The organism is Herbidospora sakaeratensis (assembly GCF_001570525.1).
Classification (GTDB): Bacteria; Actinomycetota; Actinomycetes; order Streptosporangiales; family Streptosporangiaceae; genus Herbidospora; species Herbidospora sakaeratensis.
In genome coordinates this window covers 276949-290907 of record NZ_BBXC01000016.1, presented here as the reverse complement: position 1 = coordinate 290907, position 13959 = coordinate 276949, and the positions used below count along the sequence as shown (strand labels likewise).

Sequence of the window (13959 nt, the reverse complement as noted above, 5' to 3'; positions counted from 1 at the left end):
CTGAGTGGCACTGCGAAGGCGTGGGCGTGATACCAGGGTCAGCTTCATGGGTTGAGAGTCAGCCGGGCTGTGGCGAAGGGCTGGGCGCCGTAGCGGGTCGAAGAGCCAACTGGGTGGCGTTGCGAAGGTGTGAGCGTGATGCCGACGCTTGGTGTTACGGGTCGCAAGTCGGCCGAGTGTGTTGTGGAAGCGTGAAGGCGATACCGGTTCGTGCCACGAGTCGAAAGCCGGTCGAAGGTGTCACAGGAGCGCGATGCCGGACTCGTCGCGATGGCGTGGAGGTTTCCCGGCTGTGTTCTGGCGGCGAGGGCCCGTGACACGGCGGATGTCGCACTTGGGGCATGGGCCTTGGGTGGAAGGTCCGCCGACTGGTGTCCGGAGGGCGAATGCCGTGGCGATTTGGCCGCAGTGGGGTGGGAGCCTTCCAGGTGTGGTTAGGGGTTGTCCTTCGTGCTGAGGTCATGAGGGATGGTTTCCGTCGCTATGCGAGGCAGACGACGGGCCGGGCGGGTCAGCAATCGGCTACCGCTGACGAGCCGGCCCAAGTCCGCGCCCGGCACTTCTGGCTGCCCCTCGTCAAGGGTCTAAGTCGATGCGTTCGTATTCGACCGTCATGTTTGGCGGCGCGGTTCAGTTGGGGTTTGTATTCAGCTCGTCGTCGTGAGAGCTCTCTGGCGCGGGGATGCGCGGGAGGGGGATCAGAGGAGGCGGCGGAGGCGGAGGAGGTCGCCGAGGCTCGCGTCGATTTTGACTCTGCCGCCGAAAAGGGCTCTTGCCATGTCGAGTTCGCCCTTGACGAGGGCGATGAGGTCTTCGCTGCCCAGGGTGAGTTTCACTTCGGCGGGGCGGCCGTCGGCCGGGGGGATCTCGGTGAAGGGGTCGAGGCCTTCGCGGTGAATGCGGCCGTAGAAGGTGACGTTCAGGTCGGAGATGCGGCATTGGAGCCGGCGCTCGACGACATGTTTGGCGCGGTCCTCGTCGCTGATCTCGTGGAACTGCTCGCCCAATTTGTCCAATGCGGCACGGCATTCTTCGATCGTCGCCATGCGTCATCCCCCTTAAGCCAGGACCGGTCAAATGCCCATCTACCAACGGACGGTAGCGTTCAACCTGAGTACTACGCGAAATCTGACACGTGGGGGCGTGTCAGGTGACAAGGGGGTTCGCATGGTGTTCCACACGCTGCGTGGCATCGTACAGATGGCCACGTCACTCACCGAGACGGCCACGAACAACGCTCGGGCCGCCGTCGTCGACCTGCTCGACACGGATTCGTCGCGGTCGGCCAAGGCGCGGCGGTCGTCGTCTCGGTCGTCCCGGTCCGGGCGGTCGTCGACGGGGATTCAGCAGATGGTCCGGTCGGGGGCCGACCAGGTGCTCGGGGTGTTCGACCTCGCGCGCAAGGACGAGGTCGACCGGCTGCGGTCGCAGGTCCGCGAGCTGCAGGGACGTCTGAAACCGGCCAGCCGGGCCAACGGGTCGCGGTCGCGCACCGTCACCCGGGCGAAGGCGGCCTCGGCGCGGACGTCGCGCGGGGTGTCGGCCCGGGTGACCGGGATCGCGGCCAAGGCCGAACGCACGATCGCGGCCATCACCGGGAAGGCCGCCTCGACGACCGCCACGAAGGCGTCGGCGGCCAAGCGCACGGCCAAGGCGGCCGCTTCGGGGACGTCGGCGCGCACGACGTCGGCCGCTCGTTCCGGGACGGCGCGGAAGGCTTCGACCACCCGCGCCGCCGCGTCGCGGAAGGCCGCGACCGCCCGCACCGCGACGTCGCACAAGGCGGCGTCGCGCAAGGCCGCGACCACCTGCACGGCCGCGTCGCGCAGGGCTTCGACGGCGGCCGGTACCGCCGCGGCGCGGTCCAGGGCCGGGCTCAACGGCGCGTCGGCGGCGTCGCGGGCGGCTTCGGGGTCCGCGTCCGCGCGCACCGCGTCGGCGTCCCGTTCGGGCGCGTCGGCGGCGGGGTCGCGGGCGGGGTCCGTTCGCAGGGCGTCTGCCGCCCGGGCAGCGGGTTCGGCGAAGGCGCCGGCCGGGTCGGCCGGTTCCGCGCGTAAGGCGGCTGCCTCGCGTTCGGCGGCGGCTGGGTCGAAGCGGAGGGCGTCGGCGTCGGCCGGTTCTGCGCGTAAGGCGGCTGCCTCCCGTTCGGCGGCGGCTGGGGCGGTGCGGAAGGCGTCGGGTGTTCGGTCCGCGTCGGTTTCCCGGTCCGCTTCGGCTGGGGGCGCGCACAAGGCGTCGGGGCGGTCGGCCACGTCGGCTGCCCGTCGGTCCGCTTCGCCTCGGCCGACCGCCCGTAAGGGGTCGGCCGTCGCCGGGCAGCGGATCGCGCAGGCCGAGAAGGCCGCCGCGCGGATCGTCAAGGCCACCGGGTCCACCCGGGTCGCGCGGGCCGAGAAGATGGCCGCGCGCATGGCGCACGCCGTCGGGACCGCCCGCACTCCGGCGACCGCCGCTTCCCGGATGGTCAAGGCCACCGGGTCGGCGCGGGCGGCCAAGGCGCTGGGGGCGGCTTCGCACGCCGGCGCCGTCGTGGCGGCCAAGGTGTCCGCCGGCACGGCGCCCGGTAAGGGCGGGAAGAAGGCCGCCAAGAAGGCGCTTGCCAAGAAGTCGGGCAAGAAGGCCGGCAAGAAGTCGTAGCGTCGCCGCGCGGGCGGGTGGGCGGCGGGCGACGTCGTCGGTCCGGTCCGCTACCGTCAAGGCGGCGGAGCGTCCGCGGCCCGTGTCCGTGAGGCGTTTCGGGCGAGGGCCGCGTATCTGACACCGGAGGGGGCGCATGACCGAGACGAACTCGGCCGGCGGTGGGGAAGCCGTCGTGCCGGTGCAGGCCGCCGTCATGGCGACCCCGAACATCACCGTGGTGCCGGCCGTTGCCCCGGCCGGCACCCGGCCGCCCGGCGCCGAGGCCGATCCCGAGGCGGCGGTCCGCGCCGCCGTCGAACGGCTCGCCGAGGTGCCGGTGGCGGCCCATGTCGAGGTGTACGAGCAGGTGCTCGGCACGTTGGAGGAGACCCTTGCCGCTGTGGACGACCGCCCGTGATCTCTAATCCCCCCACCACCTCCCCTGCCAGGGGTGAGAGTTGAGTCAGCGCCGCCGTCTCGACAGCGAGCTGGTGCGGCGCAAGCTGGCCCGCTCGCGGGAGCAGGCCGCCCAGCTCATCGAGGCGGGCCGGGTCACCATCGGTGGCCGGCCCGCTTCCAAAGCGGCCACGCAGGTCGACACCGCCGCCCCGATCGTCGTCGCCGAGGCCGCGGAAGGGCCCGACTACGTCTCCCGGGGGGCGCACAAGCTCATCGGCGCCCTCGACGTCTTCGCCGACCTCGACGTCACGGGGCGGCGCTGCCTCGACGCGGGCGCGTCGACCGGCGGGTTCACCGACGTGCTGCTGCGGCGGGGGGCCGCCCACGTGCTGGCGGTCGACGTCGGATACGGGCAGCTGGCCTGGTCGCTGCGCACCGACGAACGGGTCACCGTGATGGAGCGGGTGAACGTCCGCGACCTCACCCCCGAGATGGTCGGGGAGCCGCCCACGCTCGTCGTCGGCGACCTGTCGTTCATCTCGTTGCGGCTGGTGCTGCCCGCGCTGACCGCCTGCCTGGCCGAGGGCGGCGAGCTGGTCATGCTGGTCAAGCCGCAGTTCGAGGTGGGCAAGGAACGGGTGGGCGCCGGAGGGGTCGTCCGCGATCCCGAACTGCGGGCCGAGGCGGTGCGCGACGCCGCCGCCGCGGCGGCGCGGCTGGGGCTCACGGTCAAGGGCGTGACGGCCAGTCCGCTGCCGGGGCCTTCGGGCAATGTGGAATACCTGATCCGGCTCGGGAAGGGGCCGGGTCACGAGGCGGTCGGCGACGTGGCCGCCGCCGTCGCGCGTGCCGTCGAGGAGGGGCCCCGATGAGCGACAGGCGATCGGTCCTGATCACCACCCACACCGGGCGTGACGCCGCGGTCGAGAGCGCCCGGCTGGTCATCGACCGGCTGCTCAAAGAAGGGCTGACGGTCCGGGTGCTGGCCGACGAGGCCGACGACGTCGCCCGCACGGGCGTCGAGGTCGTCCCGGCCGACGAGCGGGCCGCCTTCGGCGCCGAGATCATCATCGTCCTGGGCGGCGACGGAACGCTCCTGCGGGCCGCCGAGATCTCCCGGCCGACGGGGGTGCCGCTGCTGGGGGTCAACCTCGGGCACGTCGGCTTCCTCGCCGAGGCCGAGGTGGAGGACCTCCACGTCGTCGTCGACCGGGTCGTCGACGGGCGGTTCGAGGTCGAGGAGCGCATGACCCTCGACGTGACCGTCCGCAACGGCAGCGTGCTGGCGCGCACGTGGGCGCTCAACGAGGCGTCGGTGGAGAAGCGCGACCGCATGCTCGAGGTCGTGGCCGAGATCGACGGGCATCCGCTGTCCCGGTGGGGCTGCGACGGCGTCATCTGCGCCACCTCGACCGGGTCGACCGCCTACGCGTTCTCCGCCGGAGGGCCCGTCGTGTGGCCTCAGGTCGAGGCGCTGCTGGTGGTGCCCAACAGCGCCCACGCGCTGTTCGCGCGGCCTCTCGTGGTGGCCCCGACCAGCTCGATCGCGATCGAGCTGCTGTCGACGACACACCCGGGTGAGTTGTGGTGCGACGGCCGCCGCCGCTTCGACCTGCCGCCGGGCGCGCGGGTGGAGGTCCGCAAGGGCACCCATCCGGTACGCCTCGCGCGCATGCTCGGCGTCGACTCCACGGGCGTCCCGTTCACCGACCGGCTGGTCGCCAAGTTCGGCCTGCCGGTAGAGGGATGGCGCGGCCGCGCCAGGCCCGCCTGAGGTTCCGGCGACTCGAAAATCTTGGCGAGTTGCGCGTAGGATCGCTTGCGACATTGACGTTGAACGGGAGGGACCAGTGCGGCCGAGGGTCGAGGAGGTCCGCATCCGGGGGCTGGGTGTCATCGACGAGGCCGTCCTCGAGTTGTCACCCGGTTTCACCGTTGTCACGGGTGAGACGGGCGCCGGCAAGACCATGGTGGTGACCGGCCTGGGGCTGCTGTTCGGCGGCCGGGCCGACCCCGCGCGGGTCCGGCCGGGGGCCGACAAGGCGACCGTCGAGGGCACGCTCGTCGTCGATCCGGGCGGCCGGGCCGCCCAGCAGGTGCTCGACATCGGCGGCGAGGTCGACGGCGGGGAGCTCATCATCTCCCGCACCGTCTCCTCCGAGGGCCGGTCGCGGGCCTGGCTCGGCGGGCGCACCGTCCCGGTCGGGACCCTCACGTTCCTGGCCGACGACCTGGTGGCCGTCCACGGGCAGATGGACCAGCAGCGGCTCCTGCAGCCGGGCCGTCAGCGCGCCGCGCTCGACCGCTACGCCGGAGACGAACTCGTCAAGCCGCTGCGCGCCTACGAGCAGGCCTACAAGCGCCACAAGCAGGTCGGCGACCTGCTCGCCGAGCTGACCGGCCGGGCCCGCGAACGCGCCCAGGAGGCTGACGTGCTGCGGTTCGGCCTGGAGGAGATCGAGAAGGTCGCCCCCCTGGCCGGCGAAGACGCCGAGCTGAAGGAGGAGGCCGAGCGGCTCACCCACGCCGACACCCTCCGCACGGCCGCGACGACCGCCCACACCGCTTTGCTGGGCGACCCGATGTCGGGGCCGGAGGCGGCCCCCGACGCGGTGTCGCTGATCGGGCAGGCGCGCTCGGCGGTCGAGTCGGCCCGCGACTACGACCCGGCCCTCGCCGGGCTCGCCGAGCGGCTGGCCGAGGCCGGTTACCTGCTCAACGACGTCGCGACCGAGCTGGCCGCCTACGCCGAGTCGGTCGAGGCCGACCCCCAGCGGTTGTCGATCGTGCACGAACGCCGTTCCCTGCTCAACGGGCTGACCCGCAAGTACGGCGCCGACGTCGCCGAGGTGCTGGCCTGGGCCGAGCGGGCGGCCGTCCGCGTCGGCGAGCTCGACGGCGACGACGATCGCATCGGCGAGCTGACCCGCGAACACGAGGAGCTGACCGCCCGGCTCGGCGAGCTGGCCGGTGAGCTGACCCGCATCCGCGAGGCCGCCGCCGAACGTTTCGCGGTCGCGGTGACCGAGGAGCTGACCGCCCTGGCGATGCCCCACGCCCGGGTCGCCGTCGTGATCGAGTCGAGCGGCGACTTCGGCCCGTCGGGGGTCGACGAGGTCGAGCTGCGCATGGCGCCCCACCCGGCGTCGCCGCCGCTGCCGCTGAACAAGGGCGCGTCGGGGGGCGAGCTCAGCCGCGTCATGCTGGCCATCGAGGTCGTGTTCGCCGGCGCCGACCCGGTGCCGACGTTCGTCTTCGACGAGGTCGACGCGGGCGTCGGCGGCAAGGCGGCCGTGGAGATCGGGCGGCGGCTGGCCAAGCTGGCCCGCACCGCCCAGGTCATCGTGGTGACCCACCTGCCCCAGGTGGCGGCCTTCGCCGACCAGCACCTCGTGGTCGAGAAGGACAGCGACGGCAGCGTGGTGCGCAGCGGCGTGGTCACCCTCGACCGCGAGGCCCGCAAACGCGAGCTGGCCCGCATGCTGGCCGGCATGGAGGACTCCGAGCTCGGCCGGGCCCACGCGGAGGAGCTTCTGGCCACGGCGGCCGCCGCGAAATCGGCCGGCTGACGGTCCGCGCGGCCGACGGCCACGGATGCGCGCGACTCCGGAGACCGGTCACGCGCGGCCAGGGCCTTCCCTCGTCGTGGCGGGCGGCCCGAGCGGGGGTTGGCGCCGGATGCGGCGCGATGGGCGACGGTGGTCGGGGCCGTGGCAGGCGGAGCCGTAACGGAAGCGAAAGAGCAGCTCAGCCCGGGCGGCGGGAGAGCGGATCACATCACATATCGGAAACTTGTCAGCGAATCTCAGCAAAGTCGGCCAGGCTGGAGTCACGACGGATGCCGGGCACGCGGGGGCGTGGGGCCGGGCGTCCGGAAACGCTTCCCGCGACTGGTGACATCGGTTCGTGTTCTGGGCAGATGAGGGCATCGTGCCCGGACAAGGCCGGATGGCGACATGGGGGACGGCAGCATGAGGGCAGGGTGGCGACAAAGCTGGCGGGTGCCGGGGTGTCGGGCCGTCATGGTCGTCGCCTCTGGCAGGATGGTCCCGATGAAGGTCTCGAGCGTCAGGGTTCCAGGCCTCCGCCGCCGGAAGGTCAGTGTCCTTCCCGGGGTGACTGCGACGGCGCGCATCGACCGGCGCACCAAGAGGCTCACCAAACGCCTTCGCCCGGGGGAAGTCGCGATCATCGATCACGTCGACATCGACCGGGTCAGCGCGGAGGCCCTCGTCGCGTGCGGCGTGTCCGTGGTGGTCAACGTCGCGGCCAGCGTCTCCGGCCGCTACCCCAACCTGGGGCCGCAGATCCTGCTCGAGGCCGGGGTGACCCTGGTCGACAACGCGACGCCCGAACTGTTCGAGAAGGTGCGCGACGGTGACACCGTGCGCGTCTGCGACGGCGTCGTCTACGTCGACGACGAGATCGCCGGCAAGGGCGAGGTGATGACCGCCGAGGCGGTCGAGGCCGCGATGGTCGAGGCCCGCGCGGGCTTGTCGGTGCAGATCGAGGCGTTCACCGTGAACACCATGGAATACGTGCGCCGTGAGCGCGATCTGCTCATCGACGGCGTGGGCGTGCCCGACATCCGCACCAAGCTCGACGGGCGGCACGTCCTGATCGTGGTCCGCGGTTACCACTACAAAGAAGACATCGCGGCCCTGCGGCCCTACATCCGCGAATACCGGCCGGTCATGATCGGCGTCGACGGCGGCGCCGACGCGCTGCGCGAGGCCGGCTACCGGCCCGACATCATCGTCGGCGACTTCGACTCGGTGTCCGACGACGCGCTGACCGGCGGCGCCGAGCTCGTCGTCCACGCCTATCCCGACGGCCGGGCCCCCGGGCTCGACCGGGTGCGCAAGCTGGGGCGCGACGCCGTGGTCTTCCCGGCCGCCGCGACCAGCGAGGACATCGCGATGCTGCTGGCCGACGAGAAGGGCGCGTCGCTCATCGTCGCGGTCGGCACCCACGCCACGCTCGTCGAGTTCCTCGACAAGGGGCGGGCGGGCATGGCCAGCACCTTCCTCACCCGGCTCCGGCTGGGCAGCAAGCTCATCGACGCCAAGGGCGTCAGCAGGCTCTATCGCAGCCGCATCTCCGCGGCGTCGCTGCTCCTTCTCGTGGCCACCACCATCGTGACGATCGGCGTGGTGCTGTTCGTCTCGCCGGTCGGCAAGATCTGGCTCGACGGGGCGCAGGACGTCTGGAACGGCTTCATATTCTGGGTGGTCGGACTCTTCTCGTGATCGATTTTCGCTATCACCTCGTCTCCATCGTGGCGATCTTCCTGGCGCTGACCGTGGGCATCGTGCTCGGCAGCACCGTCATCCAGGATCCGATCATCGAATCGACGCAGGTGACCGCCGAGACCCTGAAGAAGAACAACCTGACCCTGCAGGCCGAGATGGCCGCGCAGCAGGCCCGCGAAGACGGCAACAACACCTTCGTCGCCTCCGCCACCGCCGAACTGGTCGAGCGCGACCTGGCGGGCGAGCGCGTCGTGGTCGTCGAGGCGCCGGGCGCGCCCACGGCGCTGCGCGACCCGCTGCGCGAGGTGCTCGAACTGGCGGGGGCGACCTACACGGGCCGGGTGTCGCTGACCGAGGGCTTCCTGGAGGCCGAGCAGGCCGGGGTCGTCGACGGCCTGGCGACCCAGCTCGCCCCGGCCGGGGCGGCCTTCCCCGAGGGCGCGACGCCCTACGACAAGGCGGGCACCGTGCTGGCCGCCGCGCTCGTGACGAACATGCGGCCGCAGGCGGGCACCGTCAACACGGCTGCCTCGACCGTGCTGTCGGCCTTCCAGGAGGGCGGCTTCATCGCGGTCTCCGGCGAGCCGGCCGACCGGGCGACCCTGGCGATCGTGGTCGCGCCCGCGCTGCCCTACGAGGGCGAGACCGCCGAGACCATGAACGGGGCGATCGTTTCGGTGTCGGGCGCCCTCGACAAGGCCGGGCTCGGTACCGTCATGACCGGCACCACCGCCGCCTCGGCGACCGGCGGCGTCATCGCCGCGCTGCTCGACTCGGGCGAGGAGACCTCCCAGGTCTCCAGCGTCGACACCCTCGACCTGCCCTCGGGCCGGATCGTCGTGGTCGACGCGCTCCGGGAGCAGCTCGGCGGGCAGTCGGGCGCCTACGGGATCGGCAGCGGCGCGACCGCGTTCGAGCCGGCTCCGGCCGTGCCCGCGATCACGCCGTCCGTCACCCCCTCCGCCACTCCCTCAGCCACCTCGTCTCCCGTGGCCTCGTCCACGGGCTGACCCGGAAGGATCCGCCGTGACTCAACGTCCCCTGCTCCTCGCCCTGGCGGGGGCGGCGCTCGGTGCGGCCGCCGCGCGGGTCGCCTACACGACCTTCACCAGGAAGCAGCCCTTCGGCGACGAGAAGACCTGGGCCCGCGTGAACCACCGCGGCGAGCCCGTCACGCTGCTCGAAGGCCCGGCGTTCGCGGCGGGGGCGGGGGCCGCGCTGGCGCTCGCGCCCGGTCTTCCTCTCAAGGTGAAGGCCGCCGGGGTGCTGACCTCCGTGGCCTGCGGCGCGCTCGGCGCCTACGACGACGTGTTCGGCACCAGCGCCTCCAAGGGTTTCAAGGGCCACCTGTCCGCGCTGCGCAAGGGGCAGGTCACCAGCGGCGCGGTGAAGATCCTCGGCATCGGCGCGACCGGCCTGGCCGCCGCCGCGCTGACCCGCCGGAACGTGGCCGACATCGCCGTCGACGGCCTGCTGATCGCCGGGTCGGCCAACCTGGCCAACCTGTTCGACCTGCGGCCCGGCCGGGCGATCAAGGTCGGCCTGTTGGCGGGGGCGCCGCTCGCCGGGTCGCCGCTGGCGGCCGTGCCCCTCGGGGCGGCCGCCGCGCTGCTCCCCGACGACCTGGCCGAACGCGCGATGCTCGGCGACACCGGGGCCAACGCGCTCGGCGCGCTGCTGGGGCTGGCCGCCGCGCAGCGGCTGGGGCGGCCGGGGCGGCTGGCCGTGCTGGGCACCGTGGCGGCGCTGACGGCCGCGTCGGAGAAGGTGTCGTTCACCAAGGTGATCGCGGGTAATCCGGTGCTGAACCGGCTCGACATGCTCGGGCGACGCCCGGTGCCGCCTCCGGCCGAGGTCACCCGGCCCACCCCTTGACCACCCGGGGGGTCGCGGGCGCGGCCCTGCTCATCGGCGTCATCACGATCGCGGCGCGGGTCACCGGCTTCGCCAAGCAGCTGGTGTTCGCCAAGACGGTGGGCACGGGCTGCCTGTCGACGGCCTACTTCACCGCGAACGCGGTGCCCAACCTGATCTTCGAGATCGTCGTCGGCGGCGCGCTGGCGGGCATGGTCGTGCCGGTGCTCGCGGGCGCGGCCGAGCGGGGCGACCGCGAGACCGCAGGGCGCATCGCGTCGGGGCTGCTGACCTGGGTCGTCGTGCTGCTGGTGCCGCTGAGCGTGCTGGCCGCGCTGTTCGCCGGCCCCGTCGTGGGGCTGTTCGTGCCCGGCGCGCTGGCCGGGTGCGACGCCGGGGACGTCGTGGTGCTCGCCGCGCACATGCTCGTCGTCTTCGCGCCGCAGATTCTCCTGTACGGTCTGGCGGTCGTCCTCTACGGGGTCCTGCAGGCCCACCGGCGCTTCGCCGGGCCCGCGCTGGCCCCGCTCGTGTCGAGTGTCGTGGTCATCGCGGCCTACCTGGCGTTCGTCCCGCTGGGCGGCACGGTCGACGTCGCCGGGCTGCCCCGCGCGGCCGAGCTCGTGCTCTCGGTCGGCACCACCCTCGGCGTGCTGGCCCTGGTGCTCACCGTGGTGGGGCCGGTGGCCCGCCTGCGCCTGCGCTGGCGGCCGACGCTGAGTTTCCCGCCCGGGGTCGCGCCCCAGGTCAAGCGCCTGGCGGCGGCCGGGCTGAGCGCCCTGCTCGCCCAGCAGGCCGCGATGGCCGTGGTGGTCAGGCTGGCCAACGAGGGCGGCGCGGGGCGGCTGGCCGCCTACAACTACGCGTGGGCCGTCTACCTGGTCCCGTACGCCGTCCTCGCCGTCCCCATCGCCACCAGCGCGTTCCCCGTGTTGTCGGCGCGCTGGGAGGCCGGCGACCGGCGGGCGTTCGCCGAACTGGCCGCCCGCACCACCCGGGCGGTGGTCCTCATCTCCGGCCTGGCGGCGGGCGCGCTGGTCGCGGTGGCCGTCCCGGTCGCCGAGGTGTTCCTGACGACCAAGTCCGACGTGCCCCCCGATCAGCTGGCGCTCGGCATCGCGGCCTTCGCCCCCGGCCTGGTCGGCTACGGCCTGATGGCCCACCTGTCCCGCGTCCTGTACGCGGGCGGCCACGGCCGTCCGGCCGCGCGCGACCAGGTCATCGGCTGGCTCGTGGCGATCGTCGCCCAGGTCGCCCTGGTGCTCGCCCTGCCCGACGACTGGGCGGTCGGCGCCCTCGGCCTGGGCGGCACGATCGGGATGACCACCGCGGGCGTCCTGCTGCTGATGGCGGTCAGACGGGCGTACGGCCCGCTGGAGGGGCTCACCCGGGCCGTGCTCGCGGCGGTCGCCGGGGGCGTGACGGGGGCGGCGGCCGGGTGGGCCGTCGTCTGGCTGCTCGGCGCCCCCGGCCTGTGGGGCAGTGTGCTGGTGGCGGGCCTGGCCGGGATCGTGGCGGCCGGATTCGGCGGGGCGGTCGCCGCCGCGATCGACCGCGACGACCTCAAGGAAGTGATCAGACGGTGAAGATCCTGCTGACCCTCGGCACCAGCGCCGGGGGAGTGGGCCGCCACGTGCGCACCCTCGCCGACGGCTTCGCGGCCCGGGGGCACGAGGTCGTCGTGGCCGGCCCGGCCGAGACCCGCGACCGGTTCGGCTTCACCCAGACTTTCGCCGAGATCCCGGTCTCCGACCGGCCCCACCCGGTGAACGACGCCCGGACGGTGGCGGCGCTGCGCCGGATCCCGGCCGACGTCGTGCACGCCCACGGGCTGCGGGCCGGCGCCCTGGCCGCGCTGGCCCGGCCGCGCCGGCTCGTGGTGACGCTGCACAACGCGGTCACCGCCGGGGGCGCGGTCGGCGCGGTCTACGCGACCCTCGAACGGGTGGTGGCCCGGCGGGCCGACGTGGTCCTGGGGGTCTCGCCCGACCTGTGCGAGCGCATGACGGCGCTCGGCGCGCGGGCGGTCGGCCCGGCCGTGGTGCCCGCGCCGCCGCTGGCCGACCTGCCCGCCACCACCGAGTTCGGCGGGAAGAGGGTGCTGCTGACCGTGGCGCGGCTGGCCCAGCAGAAGGGGCTGGAGGTGCTGCTCGACGCGGCGGCCGGTCCCTATCCGGAGGACGTTGTCTTCGGCGTCGCGGGCGAGGGGCCGCTGCACGGCGCGCTCCAGGAGCGCATCACCCGGGAGAACCTCCCCGTGATCCTGCTCGGCCCGCGCGACGACGTGGCCGCGCTGCTGCGGGCGGCGACCGCCCTGGTGGTGCCGAGCCGGTGGGAGGGACAGCCGCTGACCGTCCAGGAGGCGCTGCGGGCCGGGGTGCCCGTCGTGGGCTTCGCCGTGGGCGGCGTCCCCTCGATGGTGGGAGAGGCGGGGCTGCTGGTCCCGTCCGGCGACCACGGGCGGTTGTGGGCGGAGCTGGTGCGGCTGCTGCTCGACGCGGAGCTCGCCGAGGAGTTGTCGGCCGCTGCCCTGGCCCGGGGAAGGGCGCTGCCCGACGAGGCCGACGCGGTCGACGCGGCCTTGAAGAACTACGGCTGAGCGGGGAATCACCCGGGCTTGTTCCGGGTTGAGAGGAATAATTCGTTCAGGAAACCTGCCCCTGGGGTTCAGTAGCCCTTGGGGCGGGTCTCTATACTGTTCGCGTTGGGGGGGAGTATCCCTTCGCGACGGTCCCGTCATCACGGTGTCAGCACCCGGGGCCGTCGGTCCGTGTCTGGAGCTTTTCCAGGGGCGGGAGAGACCTCCGGCAGTGTGTTTCGTCGCGCGCCGGAGGGATTAAGGAATTGGACATTCCCGTGTGGGGTTGGGCTGCCGTCATCATCGGCCTGCTCGTGGTCATCGCCGTCGACCTGTGGGTCGTCGACAGAGGAGAGCCCAAGGAGTTCTCCCTCCGTCAGGCGGGCTTCTGGGTGGGTCTGTACGTCGCGCTCGCCGTGCTGTTCGGGATCGGCCTGCTGATCTTCGCGGGTCCTCAGCAGTCGGGTGAGTTCTTCGCCGGTTACATCACCGAATACAGCCTGAGCATCGACAACCTGTTCGTGTTCTTCATCATCATGTCCAGGTTCGCGGTGCCGAAGGCCTACCAGCACAAGGTGCTGACGATCGGCATCCTGATAGCGCTGGTCATGCGCGGCTTCTTCATCGTCGTCGGCGCCGCCGCCCTCAACTCCTTCCACTGGCTCTTCTACGTGTTCGGCGCGATCCTCCTCTACACCGCGTACACGATGATCCGCGACCACAACAAGAGCGAAGAGGACTTCGACGAGAACATCCTGCTGCGCTACGCGCGCCGGGCGTTCCCGACCACCCCCGACTACGTCGGCTCCAAGATGATCGTCCGGGTCGACGGCAAGAAGATGGTCACCCCGATGCTGATCGTCATGATCGCCATCGGCAGCACCGACCTGCTGTTCGCCCTCGACTCCATCCCCGCGATCTTCGGTCTGACCACCGACGCGTTCATCGTCTTCACCGCCAACGCGTTCGCCCTGATGGGTCTGCGGCAGCTCTACTTCCTCCTCGGCGGTCTGCTGCAGCGCCTGGTCTACCTCAGCTACGGCCTGGCGTTCATCCTCGCCTTCATCGGCGCGAAGCTGATCCTCGAGGCCATGCACGACGTCGTCGAGTGGGCGCCGAAGATCCCCATCCAGGTCTCGCTGAGCGTCATCATCGGCACGATGGTGGTCACGACGGTGGCGAGCATCATCAAGTCCCGCCGCACCCCGGCCGTCGAGAAGGACGCCGCCACCGAGCAGGCGGAGCACCACTAAAGCC

13 protein-coding genes are annotated in these 13959 nt (G+C 72.5%); 11 read left to right on the top strand and 2 right to left on the bottom strand.

What is annotated here, in order from left to right:
* Positions 1 to 698: 698 nt before the first annotated feature.
* Both AW271_RS27090 and AW271_RS27085 read right to left on the bottom strand, forming a co-directional pair.
* Positions 699 to 1046: an SCP2 sterol-binding domain-containing protein gene (locus AW271_RS27090; RefSeq protein ID WP_062340417.1), complete on the bottom strand. Its 348-nt coding sequence runs from the start codon at positions 1044 to 1046 to the stop codon at positions 699 to 701.
* A 297-nt stretch (positions 1047 to 1343) separates the two neighbouring features.
* Positions 1344 to 2411, bottom strand: a complete 1068-nt coding sequence (locus tag AW271_RS27085; protein ID WP_157554660.1) for a hypothetical protein — start codon at positions 2409 to 2411, stop codon at positions 1344 to 1346.
* Here AW271_RS27085 and AW271_RS40135 point away from each other — a divergent pair.
* From AW271_RS40135 to AW271_RS27030, 11 genes are all read left to right on the top strand, one after another.
* Positions 2410 to 2637 carry a hypothetical protein gene (locus AW271_RS40135; protein ID WP_062340415.1) on the top strand — a complete coding sequence of 76 codons (228 nt, stop codon included), beginning with the start codon at positions 2410 to 2412 and terminating at the stop codon, positions 2635 to 2637. The genes AW271_RS27085 and AW271_RS40135 overlap by 2 nt on opposite strands.
* 136 nt (positions 2638 to 2773) lie before the next feature.
* Entirely contained in the window at positions 2774 to 3037 is a 264-nt protein-coding gene (locus AW271_RS27075; RefSeq protein ID WP_062340414.1) for a hypothetical protein, read from the top strand.
* 40 nt (positions 3038 to 3077) lie between these two features.
* Positions 3078 to 3890, top strand: coding sequence for a TlyA family RNA methyltransferase (locus AW271_RS27070; protein ID WP_062340413.1), 813 nt, complete (start codon positions 3078 to 3080; stop codon positions 3888 to 3890).
* Complete coding sequence (locus tag AW271_RS27065) at positions 3887 to 4792, top strand: NAD kinase (RefSeq protein ID WP_062340412.1); 906 nt, start codon at positions 3887 to 3889, stop codon at positions 4790 to 4792. The genes AW271_RS27070 and AW271_RS27065 overlap by 4 nt, the downstream gene beginning before the upstream one ends.
* Before the next feature lie 76 nt (positions 4793 to 4868).
* Positions 4869 to 6587 (top strand): DNA repair protein RecN, encoded by a 1719-nt coding sequence (gene recN, locus AW271_RS27060; RefSeq protein ID WP_062340411.1) that lies wholly within the window; start codon positions 4869 to 4871, stop codon positions 6585 to 6587.
* A 474-nt stretch (positions 6588 to 7061) separates the two neighbouring features.
* Positions 7062 to 8267, top strand: coding sequence for a putative cytokinetic ring protein SteA (steA, locus tag AW271_RS27055; RefSeq protein WP_439649008.1), 1206 nt, complete (start codon positions 7062 to 7064; stop codon positions 8265 to 8267).
* Entirely contained in the window at positions 8264 to 9280 is a 1017-nt protein-coding gene (locus AW271_RS27050; protein WP_062340410.1) for a copper transporter, read from the top strand. The genes steA and AW271_RS27050 overlap by 4 nt, the downstream gene beginning before the upstream one ends.
* Before the next feature lie 16 nt (positions 9281 to 9296).
* Positions 9297 to 10145, top strand: coding sequence for a hypothetical protein (locus AW271_RS27045; protein ID WP_062340409.1), 849 nt, complete (start codon positions 9297 to 9299; stop codon positions 10143 to 10145).
* The gene (murJ, locus tag AW271_RS27040) at positions 10142 to 11710 is read left to right on the top strand and encodes a murein biosynthesis integral membrane protein MurJ (protein ID WP_062340408.1); all 1569 of its coding nucleotides are present in this window, start codon (positions 10142 to 10144) and stop codon (positions 11708 to 11710) included. Before AW271_RS27045 ends, murJ begins: the two co-directional genes overlap by 4 nt.
* Positions 11707 to 12723 carry a glycosyltransferase family 4 protein gene (locus AW271_RS27035; RefSeq protein ID WP_062340407.1) on the top strand — a complete coding sequence of 339 codons (1017 nt, stop codon included), beginning with the start codon at positions 11707 to 11709 and terminating at the stop codon, positions 12721 to 12723. Before murJ ends, AW271_RS27035 begins: the two co-directional genes overlap by 4 nt.
* 245 nt (positions 12724 to 12968) lie before the next feature.
* Entirely contained in the window at positions 12969 to 13955 is a 987-nt protein-coding gene (locus AW271_RS27030; protein WP_062340406.1) for a TerC family protein, read from the top strand.
* The last annotated feature ends 4 nt before the right edge of the window (positions 13956 to 13959 follow it).